The organism is Opitutus terrae PB90-1 (assembly GCF_000019965.1).
GTDB classification, from domain to species: Bacteria; Verrucomicrobiota; Verrucomicrobiia; order Opitutales; family Opitutaceae; genus Opitutus; species Opitutus terrae.
Genome location: NC_010571.1, coordinates 1,455,264 through 1,473,691 on the forward strand (window position 1 = coordinate 1,455,264; position 18,428 = coordinate 1,473,691).

The following is an 18,428-nucleotide window of genomic DNA, read 5'->3' on the forward strand; positions in this document are numbered from 1 at the left end:
CATCCTTCCCCGGGAAACTGCTCGGCTCTGGACTCCGCGGTCGCGGCCCGAGACGCTCCGCCTCCATGTCTTCCTGGCTCCGCCACACGCGACAGCTCTTCCAGCAACCCGGCTTTACCGGTTTGCTCGCGGCGACCTTCGCGCTGGGCATGGGCTTTTCGTTCGTCTTTCCGTTCCTCTCGCTGTGGGGCACGCAGGCGGTCGGATTCACGCCTTTTCAGTTCGGCGTGTTCATGACGCTGACGTCGCTCAGTTCCGTGTGCGTCACCACGCTGCTCGCCCGCTGGTCCGACACGCACGTGCCCCGCAAGGTGATGCTGTTGCTCGGCAGCGCGTCGGGCGTGCTGGGCTACACCGGGTTTGCGCTCACGCGCCAGCCGCTCGTGCTGGTCGGGCTCGGCGTGACGCTCGTGGCGTTCGCCTCAATTTGTTTTTCCCAATTGTTCGCCACGGCGCGCGACTGGTTCGCCGTCGAGGGGGAGGTCACCTCCGATGTGGCGATCACGTTGAGCGTGGTGCGGGTGTGCTTTTCGTTCGCGTGGACCGCAGGCCCCGCGCTCGGCGCGGCGATTGTCGCGCACTTCGATTTCGTCGGGCTCTTCGCCGGGGCTGCGGCCCTGTATCTGCTGTTTCACCTCGGCGTGTGGCGGTTCGTGCCTTATCAACGCCGCCCGGCGCACGTGGTCGCCGCCGCCGGACGCGTCTCCGTCTGGCGAACACTCCGGCGGCCCGATCTGCTCGGCTACTTCGTCGCGTTCGTGCTGGTTTTCGCGGCGTTCGCGATGAACATGATGAATCTGCCGCTCGCGATCACCCACGAGCTTGGCGGCACCGCGGGGGATCTCGGTCTGGTGTTTGCCGTGGGGCCGGCGGTGGAAATTCCGCTGATGTTGTGGTTCGGCCAGCTCGCCGCGCGGGGACACCAGCTGGTGTTGATTCGGCTCGGCGGCTGCACCAGCGCGCTCTACTTCGTTTTGCTCTTCACCGCCACGGAGGTCTGGCACGTGTGCCTGATGCAGATGCTGAGCGGCATGTCGCTCGCGATCGTCGGCAACGTCGCGATCACGTTTTTCCAGGATCTGCTGCCCGAACAGCCCGGCTTGGCGACCACGGTCTTCGCGAACTCCTCGAGTCTCGGCAATCTCGTCGGTTACGTCGCGTTCGGTGCGCTCGCGACGCCGCTCGGCTCACACGGGCTTATCGGCGCCTGCGCGCTCATCGCCATTGTCGCGAGTCTCGCGCTGCTTTGGCTCCGCCCGGGCCGGCCGGCCCCGGCCGCTGCAACCGTTCCTGTAGGAATCGCGCGACCCTGAAGTTCGCCGGAACCGTCCGGTACTCCCGGGAACCAGTGCGGGCGGCGCAACGCGGCGGACTCGCAGGCCTCCGTTGCTGCGCGGACGACAATTCGTGCGCGCTCCGCCGCTTCCGGCGGGGCGTGAGCGCAGGCTTACTTTCCGCCGCTTCTTGCGCCGCGCGCCGCGGCTACGCTCGTGGGATCATGGCCCGCGACGGTGCAGATGACACGCGCGCCCTTGTCCTCGTAGGTGGCGTTGTAGGTGCCGCCGGCCGGACACACGGGCATGGCCGGTACGAATTTTCCCGCGCCGGTCACATCGGACCAGGCGTCCGCACCCTTGCCCTCCTCGAGCTGATATTGGTCGAGTGCCGCTGCGAGCTGCCGCTGGTTGTTCACGCAGGCGATCGCCTGCGAACGCTGCCGAACCTTTTCAAACGCCGGAATCGCCATCGCCGCGAGCAGCCCGATGATCACCACGATCAGCAGCAGGCTCGCCAACGGGCCGCCCTGCCCGACGTTTCCGCCGGGTAGAAACAGCGCGAAAAAGTACGCGAAGGGATTCCGCCCGGGGCTGCGTATCGCGCGGTCGTCCGTCAACGCCATCAGTTCTGTCACGCGCCGTGACAGCGTCGGATACGTCGAGGTGAGCTCATGCAACGAGACGAAGAATCCGCGCTCGGAGGCGTGCTGACTTGCGAAAGCGGCGGCGTTGAGCTGCGGACCATGCTCGCGTCCGCCACTCAGCACCAGCATCGCGCGCACGGCGGCATTCACATCCTGCGCCGCATAGGCGCCGAACCGGTCGCAGGAAGTCTCCCACGCGCGGCGGTAGGCCGGGCCGATGAGGGGAAAGAACAATCCCGGCGCGAGAAAGATCTGCTTCAAAATATGCCGGCTCTGAATGTGCCCCAATTCGTGGCCGAGGATGAAACGCATTTCCGGCGACGCCGGTCCGAGCGCCTCCAGAAAGTCCGAATACACCACCACGAAATCACGCCCGGCAAACCGTGTGGCGAACGCGTTGAGCAGTCCGCCGGATTGCAGCACATACAGCGCCGGCACGTCGCGCACGCCGAGCTTCTGGCAGACGTCGCGCAGGCTCGCGTCGAGTTCCGGCAATTGCTCCGGTCCGACCCGCACCGCCTCGGCCCGCAGGTAAGCCGTCAACAGTCCGTTGCCGAGCCAGAGGAAGAAGCCGAAGATCACCGCATAGAACAGCCCGATCATCGTCACGGCCAGCGCGAGCCAAACGAGGATCGACAGGATGAGGACGATGACGAACCGGCTGGCTTCCTTCGGGACGGTGAGGTTCGCAGGCGTGAGCCCGACGGGAGCCGTCGGCGCGAGGGGCGGGGGTTGGGGTGTCATGGGGAGAAAAAGCCGGCAAAGCGGCCCGCGCCGAATCGATGGGTTGCATCGGAGCGACCACAGCGGAGGTCCGCGCACGTCGCGGGACGCGACGGGTTCCTAGTGGAGCGTTGTACAGGCTGGCAATGGAAATGCCCGTCTGCCCAGCCCACGCACGGGCGCGGGCGCGTCGGCGCCGCGCGATCGCCGTCCATGCCCTCGGTGCGCTCAGGCGGCGGCGAGTCGAGGCAGGATCATCTCGATCGCGCGCTCGGCTGCCGCCAGCGAATGCGGATGGGCGGCCTGGTCCGCGACCGAATCCGCTACCCGCACAAAGCGCACGTCGGTCAGACCGATGAAGCCCAGCGCCGCCGTAAGATGCGGTTCGACCAGATTGAGATGGGCCAACGCGCCGCCCGGCAGCATCACGCCATCACTGGCGGCGGTCATGACCACCACGGGCTTCGGAGCCAGAAGCGCACGATAAGGCACCGCAGCATCGCCCGTAAGCGCGAAGCTGCGCCCAACGCGCACGATCTGGTCGACATAGGCCTTGAGCTGCGCCGGCAATCCAAAGTTGTAGACCGGTGCGCCGATCACGACCGCATCCGCGGCCGTCAGCTCATCGAGCAGTTCGTCGCTCGCCCGCAGCACCGCCTCGCGGACCGTCGCCGGCGTGTCGGGCGCGGCGAAAGCTGCGACAATCCACGGTTCGTTGATCGTAGGTGGAGGATTAAGCGTGAGGTCGCGCTGGACCACGACGGCGTCGTGATGCACGGCGGACCACGCTTCGGCGAAGCGTGACGTGAGCCGGCGCGTGAGTGAACGCGTAACGCGGCCGCTGCTGTTCAGAACGAGAAGAGTTTTCATGCGCGGCAGGATAGCCCCGCGCCCGCCGATCTGCTTCGTCTCAAAAAAATGAGTCGCTCACTGAAAAGTGAGTGCCTGCGGCGCCGCCGCGCCGCTGGATCTCAGCGCCCGGCCGCCGGCACGCGGCAGGTAACCACCACGGGCGCGCGTTTGCGTTGCGCGAGGTATTCCGTGCCCCACGCGTCCAGTTGCTCCATCACGCCGGACAGTTTCGCGCCGAACGCGGTGAGCGCATATTCCACGCGCGGCGGGATTTCGGGGAACACGGCCCGCGATACCACGCCGTCCGCCTCGAGCTGGCGGAGCTGAACCGTCAGCGCCTGCGCGGTGATCGCACCGAGCGCCGTCTGCAGCTCGCCAAAGCGTTTAGCCCCCGTCGCAAGCTGGAACAGAATCGAGGGCTTCCAGCGGCCGCGCACGACGTCGATCGCTGCGCGCACCGGGCAGTTGTCCTGCAAGGGATCGATCTTTTGTTCGTAGCGCGCGAGCGAGCTCACTCCACAGCGATATGCGCGGATGGCGCAGACACAAATCGCGCATGGGGCCCAACGGCGTCATAACCCCAGGGGCCCGGCGATGGAGGTTTCAGCGCGCGATGCGCCCGAGCCGAACACCCAGCGGCCATGTGATCGTGCGGCGCGCCTGTGGCTTGCCCCAAACCTGCGCCAGCTCGGCCGCGAAGGGGATCAGCGGGTCCTGGCCCCGCGCCTCGACGTAGCGCGTGCGCGCCGACCAGGTGCTGAAATACCCGAGCAGCTGCTCCAGCGTCCAATGCGCCTCCATGCGCAACGTCGGCGCGGGCAATTCCGCGAACGGAAACGGCAGCGTGCGATAGCCCGCCTCCACCAGTTCACGCGAACGCGGCCAGTAAGGTCCGAGCACGCCGCCGTAAAATTCCTGGACGAGCCCGTTCACCTCGCCGCCTTCGATTTCATTGATGCCGTAGCACCACACGGCCAGCAGTCCGCCGGGCTGCAGCACGCGTTTCACCTCTGCGTAGAACCGCGGCAGATCGAACCAGTGCAACGCCTGCGCGACCGTCACGAGCCCGGTCGACCGCTCCGCCAACCGCGAGTCTTCCGCGAGCGCCACCCGATAGTCGATGTTCGGCAACCGCGCCGCCGAGGTGATTTGTTCGACGCTCGCGTCCGTCGCCACCACGCGGGCAAACCGCCGCGCGAGTTCGACCGACGCCTGACCGTTGCCGCATGCACAGTCCCACACGGTCGTATCGCGCGCCTCGAGTGTCGCCAACAGGTCAAACAGCGCCGCCGGATAGTGCGGCCGGAAGGTCGCGTAATGCGCCGCCACCCCCGAGAAGAGATCCTGAAACTTCGGTGGCGTCGGCGCGTTCACGGCGCTCGGATCCTGCAGCAACGCGCGTCACAAATCAGCCACAAATGCGCCGCGGGGCCGAGACCAGCGGGAGCCTCGAGCTTGCGGCCATTCCCGGCGACATCTGTCGCCTTCAGCTCTCCATTCTCGGTCTCAGCCTTTCGGCGCGCCTCTGCCGGTTTTCTTCTGCAACTCGTCGATGCGTCGCGACGCCTCGGCCTTCGTGAGTTTTTCGTCGAACGGCTCCTTCGCTTCGTCGCTGAGTGTCTTCAGATAAGACTTCTGTGCGCCCGTCATCGGTTCGTCGCCGGTCGTCCATTCCGACGGATCCTTTTCGGTGTTCGAGGTGGTCGTCGCCGGGGTCTTCTGATTCTTGCTCATGCCGTCAATGAACCACCGCCGGAGCGGCGGTTCCTCGGTGAGCTCCCGAAAGTCACCGCCGGCCCCTTCGGGGGCAGTCGGCCGCTCGGTGGGGTTGCACGCCTTTTCCGGATCCGGCAGCGTCGCGGCATGCACCTTCTCCTGCGACCGGCGCACCTGGCTACGTGGGCGGCTCTGACGTGGGTTGCCCCGACTGCGATCGCGTCGGAGATCGACGCCTTGCGGATCGACGCCTGGGAGTTCGTCAGCCCGGCCGCCACATCCATCGAGGCGGTGGTCACGCCCACGGCAGACGGCAGCTGGCAACTCGCCGGACAGCCCATCGGGTATTTGCAGACGCGCGTGAGCTACACGAACTACGAACTGCACGCAGAATGGCGGTGGACCGCGAAGCCGGGCAACGCCGGGATCCTGCTGCACATCGATTCGGGGCCGATCGATCGCAAGACGTGGCCACGTTGCCTGCAGGTGCAGACCAAACACAGCCGCGCCGGCGACGTGCTGCCGATGGCGGGCGCGCGGTTCGCCGAGCCGTTTACCAGCCCGCCCGATGCGAAAACGCCGCAACTCGACCGTCAGGCGGCGAGCAGCGAAAAACCTGCGGGCGAGTGGAACGCGTGCGACATCACCTGCCGCGAGGGCACGGTGGATGTCTGCATCAACGGCGTGCGGCAAAACCGCGTGAGCCGCTGCGTGCCGGCGACGGGCCGGATCGGTTTCCAATTCGAAGGCGCGCCTTACGAGCTGCGGAACGTGCGGATCGAACCCGAACCGCATTCGCCGGCCGTCCCCCCGCAGCGCTAGGTGGATGGACGCGCGGGCCAGCCGGACACGTCGCGCAACACCACCGCTTCGCCTTGCGTCGGCGCTGCTGCACGGAAGCCGTCGAACGCTGAGAGGCTGACGCGCTCCAGTACCACGCGCGGGCGAGCGTCCTCGCGCGCGAAGCCGTAACTCACGTCCCGCACCGTCAGGTTTTTCACGTCGCGCGCGTAGAGCGCCGACGCTGGCAGCAGGCCGAACATACTCGGCTCGGGATAACTCTTCGCCCGCAACGGCACCGCGAGCGGCTCGCGTGGACCGGTGACGCCGGGTTCGTCGCCGCGCAGGAAGAAGCTGTTCACCAGCTCGGCCGGTTGCGCGCGCACCTGTTCGAGCGTGATCCCGCCGCGAGACTGCACCTGCACACCGTCGAGCACGACGTCTTCGATCGGATGGTCGGGCAACCCTGCGAGCAGGATCGGAAACCGTCCGTCGGCGCCGCTCACGCTCACCTGGCTGATCTGCACGCGCCGGATTGCTCCCACCGGTGTGCCCTTCGGGCCGCGCGCGCGCGCGCCGAGCCGCAGGAAAATCGGCGCGTTCGCGATCTCGCGCATGGCCAGGTTCGACACGACGACATCCTCGATCACGCCGCCATCGACCGTCTCGAGGGCCAGCCCGCGCGATCGTTCGAACACGCAGTTGACGATCGCGATATTGCGGAACCCGCCGCTCGACTCGGTGCCGAGCTTGATCCGGCCGGTGGGGCCGTCGAGGTCCGGGGCATGCCGGAGCGTGCGGCGAAAACTCCCGTCGAGTAGCGAGCCGATGTCGAACCCGCTGACGAAACAGTTCACGATCGTGACGTTCTCACACGGCCGCGCCTCACCCAAGGCATAGCTGCTCTTCAGCACGATCGCGTCATCGTTCGGCGCGTTGACGCTGCAGTTGATGATGCGGACGTTGCGGCACGTGTCGATGTCCAGTCCGTCGCGGTTGGTATCCACGCGCAGTCCATCGATCGTGAGGTTGTCGACACCGGTCGCGAGCAGCGCGAAATGGCCGCCATTCAGGAGGGAGAAATCGCGCAGCGTCACGTTGCGGCAAAGCTTCAGGCCGATGGCTTTGTTCGCGTAGCCGTCGGTGGCATGCGGATCCGCAAGCCGCGGATCCGGCGCCGGCTCCGGGGCGCCCGCCGGGATCGGGTCGGGCGCAAACACGATCGGCGGCCGTGCGCCCTCATCCACGGTGCCGTCCGGGCCGCAGTCGCGCGGCCCGCCGCCGTAGGCGAGGTTCTTCACGAGGCCGCGCCCATCGATCCGGCCGGTGCCGGTGATCGCGATGTTTTCCAAACCCTCGCCCCAGATCAGGCTGTTGTGCCAGTGGCTGTGGCCGAAATCCTGATACTGCCGTACGTCGCCCCAATCGTTGGGCTCGGGCGCATCGTAGCCCCCGGCTCCCGCCGAGGGTGTCGCCGCGAGCAGCGTCGCGCCCGCGTCCAGGTGCAGCGTGAGCTGGCTCCGCAGCCGGATCGAGTAGCTCAGATACGTACCCGCCGGCAGCCGCACCGTGCCGCCGCCCGCGGCGGCCGCCGCGGCGATCGCCGCGTTGATCGCTGGCGAATCAAGGGTGACGCCGTCGCCTTGGGCGCCGAAGTCGCGTACATTGAACTCGGTGGAGGACATGCAGGAAAAGAGCGAGCGGGGCCGGCCTCATGCCGGCGGAGTCGCGGTCAGATGAAGCCGCAAGCAGCGATGGGGCAAAACGACCGCAAGGTCAGACCGTCCGAGACGAGCGCCGGCCTCACCGCGCCGCGGGCTCCAGCAGCACCTTGCCCGTCGTCGCCCGGCCCTCGAGCGCGCGGTGCGCGTCGGCCGCGCCAGCGAGGGGAAACTTCGCCCCGATCCGCACGTGGAGTCTGCCCTGCGTGATCCAGCTGAACAGATCCTGCGCGCGGGAACGCAACTCGTCGGGGGTCGCGATGTAGGCCTGCAGCGTCGGCCGCGTGAGATAAAGCGAACCTTTCTGCGAAAGAAGGAGCGGGTTGAATGGCGGCACCGCGCCGCTGGCATTGCCAAAAGTCGCCAGCAGTCCGCGCGGTCGCAGGCTGTTAAGCGAGCCTTCAAACGTGCTCCGGCCCACGCCGTCGTACACCACGTCGACGCCGCGACCGCTCGTGAACGCGCGCGCCGCGGCGGTGAAATCCTCGCGCGTGTAGACGCACACCGCGTCCGCGCCCGCGCGGCGGGCCAGCTCCGCCTTTTCGTCGCTGCCGACCGTCGCCAGCACGCGCGCACCGCGCATTTTGGCAATCTGGATCAACAGCAGCCCGACACCGCCGGCGCCTGCATGCACCAAGGCCGATTCCCCCGGCTTGAGCGGCCAGGTATCGCATGCGAGATAATGCGCCGTCATGCCCTGCAGCAGCACCGCGGCCGCGAGTTCGCTGCTCACGTGCCCCGGCACCTTGACCGTCTGCGCCGCCGGCACGATCGCCTCTTCAGCATACGCGCCTTGCACGGCCGTGCTCCCGACCCGTTCGCCGACGCGAAAGCCGGAAACACCCGCACCGAGGGCGGTGACGACGCCCGCCGCCTCCTGGCCGAGCGTGTGCGGCAACGGCACGGGGTAGAGCCCGCTGCGTTTGTACGTGTCGATGAAATTCACCCCGATCGCTTCGACGCGGAAACGAAGTTCCCCGGCGGCAGGCTCCGGCGCGGGAATGTCGTCAACGCGCAGCTGATCCGCTCCACCTGTCTCGTGCACTCGAATGGCGCGCATAGTGTTTCCAGCGAATCGAGTCGGGACGCGGAGTCAAAACCGCGCGCGGCTCCGACCACAGCACGCGCGGACGGCGGGTGGGGCGGGAGACAAGCGGGCGGCGCGACGGAGCACCGAACGCGGCCGCTGCCTCAGCGGTGGTTCTGCGCGTTCTCCTGAATCTTCTCACCCGCCCGCTCCACATCCTTGCCGGCGCCCTGCATGGTGTTGCAGCCGGCATTGACGAGCGCGATCAGCGCCGTGGCGAGGAGGATCAGCGAAAGGGATTTTTTGTGGTTCATGGCCGGCAAAGATCCGCGTGCAGGTGGAGAAGTGCCATCGGGGCGCGCCCCGGACGACGGCTGCGCGATCCCCGGTGCAGGGCTCCGTCGGACGCTGTGATCCACGTCGCCGGCGGCGGTACTTTTCTCTGCGGTACTAACCGACGGCCCACTTCGTCATCAACGCGCCGCTGGCGCCGCTCAGCGGATCGGCTTTGGGCCGCGGCACCTTCGCGATCCGTTCATCGGCCGCGGGCCGCTCGCCGGGTTCACCGCGGAGCAGATCAGCGCTCTGCCCCTCCGGATAACCGCCCACGACGTGGAAATCGGAACTCGCGCCAAGATTCTGGTGCACGGTGCCGGCCGGCAGCACGATCATGTCGCCGGCCTGGACGACGAGCGTTGCCCCGGTTTTGTCACCGAGCCGCAAGGACGCCTGGCCGCGATAAACGCCGAGGACCTCGTGCGCCGTGCTGTGATAGTGGGGAAAATCATAGACACCATAGCGCCAGGCCGCGCGCCAGCCGTGCTTGGGCCACGTGTCCTCGAACCAGCGGGCAAGCGCCTCGGGCTCGCGCGCGCCAGCGGGGTCCGCGGCGTGCTTGTAGACGAGCACGGGCAGCGTGGGATTGTTCGGAATGGCGCCGGCATCGGCGAACGTGAACGTGAGAACTTCGGGTGCGTCGGCCATGCGCGGACCATGCGCCACTCACGCCCGTGCGCAAGGTGTTGCGCGCGCTCTCAACGCGCGCTTCGACCCATCGCGTGACCTTAACGGTGCCTGCGAGCGCGGGCGTCTCGCCCGCGTTGATTCGTTGGGCGTGCGAGCGGCTGGCCGCAAGGTGGAGCGAGTTGCCCTCAACGCGCTTTCCCCATGGCAACCCGCCCGCTTCAGCGATTCCCGCTCGTAGTCGGCTCGCCGAGCCCGGCTACACTGCTCTCAGCTCTCGGCTCTAGACTCTCAGCTTCGCCTCACCCCAGCAGGTTCTTCAGCGCCGCGAGGTATTTCTCCTGGGTGCGCTGGATCACCTCGGCCGGGAGCCGCGGCGCCGGAGGCGATTGGTTCCATTTGATCGCGAGCAGATGATCGCGCACGAATTGTTTGTCGTAGCTCGGCGGCGACTGGTTGGGCGCGTAGCGATCCGCGGGCCAGTAGCGCGAAGAATCGGGGGTGAGCACCTCGTCAATGAGGATGAGATTGCCCGCGGCATCCGTGCCGAACTCGAACTTCGTGTCGGCGAGAATCATTCCCGCCTGCTTCGCGCGGTCATGGCCAAATTTGTAGAGCGCGAGGCTCGTCGCCTTCACCTTGTCGTAGAGCGCGGCGCCGATCGCCGCGGCGCCCTGCGCGTCATTGATCGGCTCGTCGTGCTGGCCCTTCGGCGCCTTCGTCGTCGGCGTGAAGATCGGCTCGGGCAGTTGGTCGGCCTGACGCAACCCGCCGGGCAGCTTGATCCCGCAGACCTCGCCGGTCTTTTGATAGGAACTCCAGCCGCTGCCGACGAGGTAGCCGCGGACCACGCACTCGATGGTGAGCGGTTTCAGTTTGCGGACGACCATGCTGCGCAACTGCAGGTCGCGGGTGAGTTGGTATTTGTTGGCGAGCAAGCCCGGTTGATCAGGCAGCAGGTGATTCGGGATGAGCTGACTCGTCTGCGCGAACCACCAGTTGCTCATCTGGGTGAGGATCGCGCCCTTGCCGGGGATTCCGTCCGGCAGGATCACGTCGAACGCCGACAACCGATCGGTGGCGACGAGCAGGAGTGCGTCGCCGAGATCGAAGATTTCGCGGACCTTGCCCGACGCGATGCGGGGAAACGGCAGGTTGATGGTGGTGACGGCTTGTTGGGGGAGGGCAGAAACGATGTCTTGGAAGTTCATGGGGAGCGGGTGGCTTGCGTTAAGAGGCGCGATCGATGGCCGTCGTCAACCGGGAACAACTTGGCCGTGGGACGACGGCTCGATTTGGGGCCAAAACCGGATCCGGGCGAATCCAATTTTACAGGATGACGCCGCAGAAAATTGCCTTGCACGGGGTGTTCGGGGCCGTAGCTTGCCCGGCTCCGCGGTTAGTCCCCATCGTCTAGCCCGGCCTAGGACACCACCCTTTCACGGTGAGAACCGGGGTTCGAATCCCCGTGGGGACGCCAACTTACGAAGGCGCTAATTTTCAACGATTAGCGCCTTCGACGTTTTCGGCGGTGGTGAAAGTTAGACACCCAGTAAGACAAACTTCGCCGATGTAGCCGAGTTTTTTCGATGTAGCGGAGACAGCTCTTTCACGCGACTTCCAACGCTTTGGAGTGGCCGGTTTGCAGTCGGAAAGTCGTTTGCCGGGCAACGAATCACGATGGTTCTTGTGACGCGCGCCAGAGCCATGAACCCAACCCCCCTCCGGTATCTCGGCAAGGATCAGGTCACTTCCGCGGTCGTCGCGCAGCTGCAACGTGACGTCGATCCCGCCACGAAACAGGAGTTGGCGAAACTCGCGCCCAAAATGGCGGCCTGGCTCCGCCCGTTCATTCAACAAATCACGGCCTCCTGATCATGGACTCCATCCTCAGACTCAACGCTGCTGTAGCGCCCGGTGAAGAAACGCAGCACATCCCCCAGAAACGTGCCGGACCACACCACGAAATAGACGGACGAAGGGAGCCTCCCGGCAGCGGCCAAGCCGCCGGCCGCGATGGTGAACACGGTCACCGGAATCAAAATGGAGGAGAGCACGAACGCCTCCCGCGACGGCCACGCCGAACAGCACCCACGCAGTGCGTCTCCGTTTTGCGAAATCCGTTCGAAGACGCTGATCACGCGGCTCATTCCTGTTTCCGCATGTCCCCAAAGACGGCAATCTGCGCGGCCCAAAGGCGGAGTTCCGGGGCAATCTCGCTCGCGGCGGCGTAACGATTTTTCCGCTTGTGAACTAGCTGCGTGAGGCGCCGGGCAAGAACATCCGGCCTCTCACCCGAGCGGCGCGACTGGGGTTTCGATGTCGGCGGGGTCATAACAGCCGCAGGCTCAAAAAGAATGTTCCGATTTGCAAGCTTTTATTCCAATAATTAGCACTTTTCGGAACATTGTTCGATTCAACGCTCGCTTTACTCTAGCTCGATTGACACTGCGCTAATTCAGCGCCACAGATCGCATCCAATGACTCTCGGAAGGAAAATTGCCGATGCGCGCCAAGCGCGCGGCTGGTCACAGGAAAAACTAGCGGCAGAGCTCTTGCTCGCGGCAAAAACGAAGAAGTTCCAAGGGCTCAAGATTCCCAAGCGGTCGCTGAGAACCTGGTTGGTGAAATTAGAACGAGAGCAGCTGAGGCGCGAGCTGAGCGAATCTACTCGAGACTGGCTGGCCGCCGTCCTTGGTGAAAACATTAATGAGTTCCGCGCGCTCCCCCTCGTTTCGCAGAAGGCCGACGAGGCCCGGGACGAACCGCAACAGTTCCCGTTCGAAGAACTGTGGGTGTTTTCTTCGCGACCCATCGAAGTCCGGGACCCCATGTACGCGCGTAAGATGGCCCCTCTGTTCGAAAACCCGGAGCGCCGCATCGTCTATTTTGTGCCTGATGTGAAGATTGCGGAGCAATTGAAAGGAGCGCTGACGCAAGCGATCGGCCGCGAACTAGACACTCTGTCGATAGTGCTGACGGAGGCAGTGCTGCTCGCCCCGCATTGGATCTTGCGGCACCGAGGAAGACGCGGCGAGGCCCCAATCGTCGAGGGTTACATCGAACTCCAGTCAAGCCGGCGCGAGGAGATCGAGCGAACGTTCCTCCGATTGCCGCAGGAGCACGTCAACAATGTGATCGGCGTCTTCCAGACCCTCGGCGTGCTGGACGTCGATTTCCGCTACAAACCACCGTCAGCGCCGATAGCGGGCAAGACGGGCCTGCCGCACCTATCAGTATTTATTTAGCCAAGGAAACGTATGGAACAGGAACCCAAGCTTCCGGCAAAAACAACCACCTTTATCTGGCTGCTCAGCGTCCACACCAGCCTGCTGATTGCCAGCAATGCGGGCGGTGCGAAGATGATCGCCGTGTTCGGCGGCCTTGCAGCATCGGCTACAGTTTTCAGCTACAGCATGACTTTCCCGATCTGCGACATCGTGAACGAGCTCTATGGGAAACGCGCGGCGCGCCTGCTGGTGAACGTCGGCTTGGCGGGCCTGGTCGTTTCCGTCTGCTTCTTCCAGGTTTCGATCTGGGCACCGCCCGCATCCTTCTGGAAAGCGCAAGACGCCTACGTCACCACTCTGGGTCTGGGGCCTAGAATCTTGCTCGGAGGCTGGCTATCGTATTTAGTCGGGAATCACGTTGATGTGATCGTCTTCCATTGGATAAAGCGATACACTGGCGAGAAGCACTTCTGGATCAGGAAGAACTTGAGCACGGCGGTCAGCCAGGCGCTGGATACGGTTATTTTCATGACGATCGCCTTTTACGGCGTGTTCCCAATCGCGTCGGCCATCCCTGGACAGTATCTCCTGAAGTTCGCGGTGGCGCTAGTCTGCACGCCGCTTAGTTATCTTGTGCTCTCAGTTGTCAGGCGCTCGCTCCAAAACGATGCAGCTTCCGCCGCTCCTCAGGTTGCAGCCACCTGACCATGGCACACCGAGAATTTGTCGGGGAGATCGCAAAGCTTCTCCGTGTCCCCGCGGAGCAGATCGAGCGACGGGTGGATCGCTACAATTCTGATTTCTCTGCCTACGGCAACGAAGTCTACGAGGAAATCGAGACGCGAGTTGCTCACTGGGTTAACTTTATGGAAGGCGGATGGTTTCAGCGCCGGCTGGATATGCCAATCCGCATTGCACCGCATTTCGACGTAGTGGTGGATATCGGATTCTCGTCGCCCTATTATTATATGCAACCCGGTTTGGCGGCGTGCAAACGGCCGAAGTTCGTATTTGTAGACAAACACGATTCTGCGGTGACGTTCTACGATGCGTTGGTGGAGTTCTACCAATTAGGCGAGACGCGAAAACGGGACATTGTCGTTAAAGCAGACATTGAGTTGCCCAGCGATACGGCGAAGGTAGCGAAAGCTGTTTGCGGTTTGCATCCAACATCATTGCTCGTAGTGGCAAGCGAGGTTCTTGAACACCTGACCCACGATGAACCGTTCTGGACAATGGTCGAAAATTTCAAAATGGCCGAAGGCGAAGCCAGCAAGCGTGTCTACGTGACGCTGCCTATTGGAAGAAAGATCCCATCTCATATGATGGAATTCAGAACACCCGAGGCGGCAAAAAAATACGCGGCCGAGCGCATGAACATCATCGAGGAGGCTGTTTTCGCTCCACTAAGCGAAGAGCTTAGCAGCCCGTTTCTTGAGGCCTGTTACTGCGCGCTAGGATCGCCGCGGTAGGTGTGCACAGGGGCGGTTTGGGCGCTGCTGTCGGTTCCATATTTCGCTTCGGCGATCACCAGTAACGTTAGGCATGCCTGCTGCCAACAAACCCGAGCGATCAATGCCGAGCGCTCAGCCCGCGCTCCAGCGCCGCTGCGATGAACCCTCGATGCGGCTCACACAGACTCGGCGGACCAGGCACGGACCCGGCGGTCGGGTTAGTGGCGGGTTTTGCCGCGGACGCATACCGCTTCACAGTCTCCCGATCCACGCCCAACTCGCGCGCGACTCGTCGCTGGGACCAGCCGCGCTGCGTTAATGCGATGATCGTTGGGGTCATGGGCGCCAACTTCGTGGCGGCCACGCGCGCCGCCGCGCCGCAGGCGGCGATCGTGCACGACCGCTTTCACGTCTCGCAGCATTTGAACGACGCCGTGGACAAGACGCGGGTTCGCTAGCCAAGGTAGCTATAAAATCAACCCTCCACCTTTTCCCGGTTAGCGTAGTCGAGATAATCGAGCATTAGCGCTCGTAAGTGCCACCACGCTCGCAGCACCAGACTCAATGCGCCCGCCGACGCTCCAAAGGCTACTGTCGTTGCAAACGGGTGCTTAACTGCGCTTAGAAGGAGTTGGCATACGGCCGTACCGAGGCACGAGACGACGCTCCATACGAGGAATTCAGTCAAATTTCGGAGCGGCTGGTTACGAGCACCAACCTTTTCGACGCCATGCTGCTGCACCGCGATCCGGTACCACTCGTCATACTCTCTCTTCTGGAACAATCCCTCTTGAAGCCGCGTGATGACGAAAGTCTTGGTCGTTAGCAAAAACGATCCAAGTGTCAGAAAGCCTGAGAACAAGTAGCCACGAATGTCGTTGTGAAACTCGACGATCTCTCCCCACCAAGTGCCACACGCGATCGCCGAGATCACGAACCCAATGCACCACGTGGCCAACAGCGGACTACGTGCTCGTGCCGACGGGTGAGGCAACATAGGCTTTTGGGTTTAACATCTTAGCGACCCGAGGGGTAGCGGCCGTTCCGATCAGCCGTTTGACCATAGCGGAACCTTCCAGCATCGCGGCAGGATTGAGCAGGTCTATTTGCATCCCTTGCGCGGCTTCGTCAAAGTCGAGCTCGTCGAACGCTTCTTTATTCGAGACTAGGTTAATGATCTCGAAACGGCCGTCGGCTGTTTCCCCTTCAACGCGCACCCGCCAAGGGTTCTTTTTCGACACGACGTCCTTAATGCCTTTCTTGAGGCGGTCTACCTTAGTCTCTTTATCATATCCGAATACGAGGGCGACTCTATTCGCATCCTGTGACAGCGCGCCCATATGGCGCACGCCTATATTGTCATCACGGAACCGCACGGTCACGTTCCGGATGTGAGAAAGCGAGTCGACCAAGGTCGAAAACCCTTCTTGTCGAACGACGACCTCATGCACTAGTGACCAAGTAACTGCATTCCTCTCTGCTCGTAGTCGTTTTTCATCCCACATCTGGGCCTCGGCGCGATCACCAAGAGCGTGGTACAAATGCAGTATGTGCGCGCTCACTACTTTTGCACAAAGGTGACCGAAAGCTTCGACCCATGTAGAATGATGGTAGTATTGATAGATACCGTTGCCAGTGGTCGGATCGAGCAAGAAAAAGTTGACCTCAACTAGCTTGCTGCCGTCCTCAAGCTCCTTTGCGCTGAGCGTGATCTTCCCCTCCTGCTTTGACACCTGACAGAACCGTGTCTGGTCCTTCACCTTCAACACGACACCTAACCAGTGCTGGCCACAATCGCTAAGCGCAAACAGCATTCCGTCCCATTCCCCAAGTTTGCCAGTTTCGAGGGCATTCTGGAGCAGCGCCATTCGCCGCTTCGACTCGGCCTCGAGTATCGTGCGGAGCTCAGCAAAGCTGCCTGTACCGTTGAAACTCCAGTTGAAGCCCAGGACGCGCACCTTCATTCAAGTAGGCTAATACCAATACGCTGCGCTAGACAAGTCCCATAGTGAGGTGGCGATGACGATTGACTGAACGGCTTCATAAGCCACCTTTCCGCAGGCGCCGCGTCGATGGCTCTCGGATCGAAGCGAGTTCGCCTCGTGCGGACGGGCGGAGGTTCTAGCGCCGATGCCTCCGGTCGAAACCTCTCGTGCGCCAGCGATGTTGCGCGCGCGAAAGCCTGGGAGCTGTTGACCGCTGTCGAGTTAATTTAGCGTCAGCTTCTTGATCCCACGGCGGCGGGCTTGATCCATATACAGAGGCTTCAGGTGCGGCGCGGAACCGTTCACATACGCCGCAACAGCCGCTCCAATCGCGAGCACGTTCTTCGCAGAATTATTGGTCAAGGCACCGGCAGTGGCCACTCGCGCGGGCTTGATCTGCCGCGGCACACATTCGAAGACGGCGTCCACCGCAATCGCGTTTTTTTCGTTCTTCGCGAAATCTTTTTCGTTTTCCGAATGCACGACTGCGACACTGACGACCTTCCAAGCAGAATCACGGAGCGCGTCGCCGATCGCCTGCCACGCGAGGATCTTCGAATCGTGGAATGTGAGAAGCATGCGCCCGCTCCGTTTGAGCGTCCTACGGGTTTCGGCAAAGATGGCCGTCAGCCGTGTCACATATTGTTCGTGGGAGCAACCGAGGTGGCGGTTCGGCACCGCTTCATCGTTTTCGACCCGATCGTCCCAATTCAAGCCGAGGGCTTGGGCGAAGACGCGGAATAGGCGCGATAGTTCGGCGTACTGGATGCTGTCGTAATACGGCGGGTCGGTGATCACAAGATCAACCGAGGCGTCGGCCATAGGTTGCGCTACACTCGACCCGCAGGTGACGGTGGCTTTGTCCGAGCCAGGGAACCACTGCGCGGCCTTGACCGCCTGGGCCAACCGGCGAGGCAGCGTGCCGCGCCCCATGGCAGCGGCGGGATTGGTTTCCGCAGTCAGGAACGAGCGGGTGTAGTGATGGTTCGAGGTCACCTCGTACACTTTGCGATACTTGGGATCCCAGCGACAGGCGTATCCCGCCATCTCGGCGAACCCGGCGACGGCCAGAAGCAGGCGCTGGCGCACGGGCACCGATAGCTCTTCTGCATCCAAAGCCGAAAATGCCTCGTCGAGCATTGCGAGCTGACGGTCGGGGAACAGCTCTGCCCATTCCACAAAACCGCCGCGCTGCAGGGCGGCGGTCTCACCTTTGCCCGGGATTCGTTTCGCCAGCTTGGCGGCAATCGCGCTTTGGCGTCGTGACGGAGTGCCGCCGACAGTCGACGGGTGCAGTTCAAGTTTTCGATTCTTTTGCACTACCGACAGCACCGGCTTCCAAGTGGCGGTCTGGAGTGCCTCTGGGGTCAGCGGATTTTTCGTCGCGCACTGGGCGCACATTACGACAAGGTTTTCGATCCGTTTTTCGTCCGGGCGGTCCGTGAATTCGTGGTGGCAGACGTTGCAGCGCGCGGGCCCTTCCGGCCAGTGGTCGTGCTGGACCGTGCCGCAAGCCGGGCAACCGAACCAACCGGCGCTCGGTTCGGCGACGATTCGCCGGTCGAGCGCAAGCAAGCGCGTCGGAAATAGATAGTTGGTGCCGCCACAAGCCGGGCAGGTGCAATGGCGGACGTGGAGGCAGCTCAGCAGTTCCTCTTGGCCGTCGACTTGGTACAGCTGGCGGCCGAGCCGGTCGAGTCGCTCGATCAGGCGGGTCGCGGCCTGTTCCAGCAGGACCGGATCGACCGGCTGCAAAGTGGTCCGCAGACCAAACGCCGCCCACGGATTCACGTCCTGTGCGTGCACGACCAGTCCGCGCCGGGCGGCTTCCACGGCGACGGTCCCACCGCCCGCCATTGGGTCCGAGACGACGATAGCCTGGCCCAAGACCTTGCGGCTTTGATCGAGCAGTGCACCAATCAAAGCATGCGATCGGCGGGCCCACCAGCGGTAGGTCGAGATCGTGGGCGAGTAATGTTCTCGATTGCGCTGCTCCCGCCGTACCTTCCGTGAAAGAGCCCTCCATTTGAAGTTGCGATGAAGAATAAGACGCATG

The 18,428-nt window shown here is 63.5% G+C and carries 22 protein-coding genes and 1 tRNA gene; 8 read left to right on the plus strand and 15 right to left on the minus strand.

The annotated features are described in order from the left end of the window. Positions 1-65 precede the first annotated feature (65 nt). Complete coding sequence (locus OTER_RS05925; RefSeq protein ID WP_012373989.1) at positions 66-1,313, plus strand: sugar efflux transporter; 1,248 nt, start codon at positions 66-68, stop codon at positions 1,311-1,313. A gap of 134 nt (positions 1,314-1,447) precedes the next feature. Here OTER_RS05925 and OTER_RS05930 read toward each other — a convergent pair whose 3' ends face one another. The 5 genes from OTER_RS05930 to OTER_RS05950 all read right to left on the minus strand — a co-directional run bounded on the left by OTER_RS05930 (position 1,448) and on the right by OTER_RS05950 (position 5,230). Then, positions 1,448-2,665, minus strand: coding sequence for a M48 family metalloprotease (locus OTER_RS05930; protein ID WP_012373990.1), 1,218 nt, complete (start codon positions 2,663-2,665; stop codon positions 1,448-1,450). A 207-nt stretch (positions 2,666-2,872) separates the two neighbouring features. Next, positions 2,873-3,514, minus strand: a complete 642-nt coding sequence (locus OTER_RS05935; RefSeq protein ID WP_012373991.1) for an FMN-dependent NADH-azoreductase — start codon at positions 3,512-3,514, stop codon at positions 2,873-2,875. A 101-nt stretch (positions 3,515-3,615) separates the two neighbouring features. Then, on the minus strand, positions 3,616-4,011 hold the full coding sequence (locus OTER_RS05940; protein WP_012373992.1) for a winged helix-turn-helix transcriptional regulator: 396 nt from the start codon (positions 4,009-4,011) through the stop codon (positions 3,616-3,618). An 88-nt stretch (positions 4,012-4,099) separates the two neighbouring features. Continuing rightward, a complete protein-coding gene (locus OTER_RS05945) occupies positions 4,100-4,870 on the minus strand; it encodes a class I SAM-dependent methyltransferase (RefSeq protein WP_012373993.1) in 771 nt (256 codons plus the stop codon). A 132-nt stretch (positions 4,871-5,002) separates the two neighbouring features. Further along, complete coding sequence (locus OTER_RS05950) at positions 5,003-5,230, minus strand: DUF3072 domain-containing protein (protein ID WP_012373994.1); 228 nt, start codon at positions 5,228-5,230, stop codon at positions 5,003-5,005. Positions 5,231-5,359: 129 nt separating this feature from the next. Here OTER_RS05950 and OTER_RS05955 point away from each other — a divergent pair, with 129 nt between their 5' ends. Continuing rightward, a complete protein-coding gene (locus tag OTER_RS05955; RefSeq protein WP_012373995.1) occupies positions 5,360-6,034 on the plus strand; it encodes a 3-keto-disaccharide hydrolase in 675 nt (224 codons plus the stop codon). Here the strand turns inward: OTER_RS05955 and OTER_RS05960 are convergent. The 5 genes from OTER_RS05960 to OTER_RS05980 form a co-directional block, all read right to left on the minus strand. After that, positions 6,031-7,677 (minus strand): rhamnogalacturonidase, encoded by a 1,647-nt coding sequence (locus OTER_RS05960; protein WP_012373996.1) that lies wholly within the window; start codon positions 7,675-7,677, stop codon positions 6,031-6,033. The genes OTER_RS05955 and OTER_RS05960 overlap by 4 nt on opposite strands. A gap of 118 nt (positions 7,678-7,795) precedes the next feature. Next, entirely contained in the window at positions 7,796-8,773 is a 978-nt protein-coding gene (locus tag OTER_RS05965; RefSeq protein WP_012373997.1) for a quinone oxidoreductase family protein, read from the minus strand. Positions 8,774-8,904: 131 nt separating this feature from the next. Continuing rightward, on the minus strand, positions 8,905-9,054 hold the full coding sequence (locus OTER_RS05970) for an entericidin A/B family lipoprotein (protein ID WP_012373998.1): 150 nt from the start codon (positions 9,052-9,054) through the stop codon (positions 8,905-8,907). Positions 9,055-9,190: 136 nt separating this feature from the next. Beyond that, positions 9,191-9,724, minus strand: a complete 534-nt coding sequence (locus OTER_RS05975) for a cupin domain-containing protein (protein WP_012373999.1) — start codon at positions 9,722-9,724, stop codon at positions 9,191-9,193. Between the two features lie 281 nt (positions 9,725-10,005). Next, a complete protein-coding gene (locus tag OTER_RS05980; protein ID WP_012374000.1) occupies positions 10,006-10,914 on the minus strand; it encodes a phosphoribosylaminoimidazolesuccinocarboxamide synthase in 909 nt (302 codons plus the stop codon). Between the two features lie 191 nt (positions 10,915-11,105). Here OTER_RS05980 and OTER_RS05985 point away from each other — a divergent pair. After that, positions 11,106-11,183: transfer RNA gene (locus OTER_RS05985), tRNA-Glu, on the plus strand. Between the two features lie 227 nt (positions 11,184-11,410). Further along, complete coding sequence (locus OTER_RS26105; RefSeq protein WP_158305368.1) at positions 11,411-11,578, plus strand: hypothetical protein; 168 nt, start codon at positions 11,411-11,413, stop codon at positions 11,576-11,578. Here OTER_RS26105 and OTER_RS05990 read toward each other — a convergent pair. Beyond that, positions 11,557-11,853 carry a hypothetical protein gene (locus OTER_RS05990; RefSeq protein ID WP_012374001.1) on the minus strand — a complete coding sequence of 99 codons (297 nt, stop codon included), beginning with the start codon at positions 11,851-11,853 and terminating at the stop codon, positions 11,557-11,559. The two genes, OTER_RS26105 and OTER_RS05990, sit on opposite strands and share 22 nt — an antisense overlap. A gap of 330 nt (positions 11,854-12,183) precedes the next feature. Between OTER_RS05990 and OTER_RS06000 the strand changes: the two genes are divergently transcribed. The 3 genes from OTER_RS06000 to OTER_RS06010 are packed head-to-tail and all read left to right on the plus strand — an operon-like array spanning position 12,184 to position 14,405. Then, entirely contained in the window at positions 12,184-12,951 is a 768-nt protein-coding gene (locus OTER_RS06000) for a hypothetical protein (RefSeq protein WP_012374003.1), read from the plus strand. A gap of 12 nt (positions 12,952-12,963) precedes the next feature. Next, the gene (locus OTER_RS06005) at positions 12,964-13,638 is read left to right on the plus strand and encodes a queuosine precursor transporter (RefSeq protein ID WP_012374004.1); all 675 of its coding nucleotides are present in this window, start codon (positions 12,964-12,966) and stop codon (positions 13,636-13,638) included. Between the two features lie 2 nt (positions 13,639-13,640). After that, positions 13,641-14,405 carry a hypothetical protein gene (locus OTER_RS06010; RefSeq protein WP_012374005.1) on the plus strand — a complete coding sequence of 255 codons (765 nt, stop codon included), beginning with the start codon at positions 13,641-13,643 and terminating at the stop codon, positions 14,403-14,405. Between the two features lie 100 nt (positions 14,406-14,505). Here the strand turns inward: OTER_RS06010 and OTER_RS27015 are convergent, their stop codons facing one another. Beyond that, complete coding sequence (locus OTER_RS27015) at positions 14,506-14,727, minus strand: helix-turn-helix domain-containing protein (protein WP_044891611.1); 222 nt, start codon at positions 14,725-14,727, stop codon at positions 14,506-14,508. On the opposite strand from OTER_RS27015, the gene OTER_RS25030 reads away from it, so the two are divergent. Beyond that, on the plus strand, positions 14,711-14,845 hold the full coding sequence (locus OTER_RS25030; RefSeq protein WP_237702450.1) for a transposase: 135 nt from the start codon (positions 14,711-14,713) through the stop codon (positions 14,843-14,845). The two genes, OTER_RS27015 and OTER_RS25030, sit on opposite strands and share 17 nt — an antisense overlap. Before the next feature lie 17 nt (positions 14,846-14,862). On the opposite strand, the gene OTER_RS06020 is transcribed toward OTER_RS25030, so the two are convergent. The 3 genes from OTER_RS06020 to OTER_RS06030 form a co-directional block, all read right to left on the minus strand. Then, complete coding sequence (locus OTER_RS06020; RefSeq protein ID WP_052300308.1) at positions 14,863-15,321, minus strand: hypothetical protein; 459 nt, start codon at positions 15,319-15,321, stop codon at positions 14,863-14,865. A gap of 31 nt (positions 15,322-15,352) precedes the next feature. Beyond that, a complete protein-coding gene (locus OTER_RS06025; RefSeq protein ID WP_012374007.1) occupies positions 15,353-16,351 on the minus strand; it encodes a hypothetical protein in 999 nt (332 codons plus the stop codon). A gap of 243 nt (positions 16,352-16,594) precedes the next feature. Next, complete coding sequence (locus OTER_RS06030; protein ID WP_012374008.1) at positions 16,595-18,427, minus strand: DNA methyltransferase; 1,833 nt, start codon at positions 18,425-18,427, stop codon at positions 16,595-16,597. Position 18,428 lies beyond the last annotated feature (1 nt).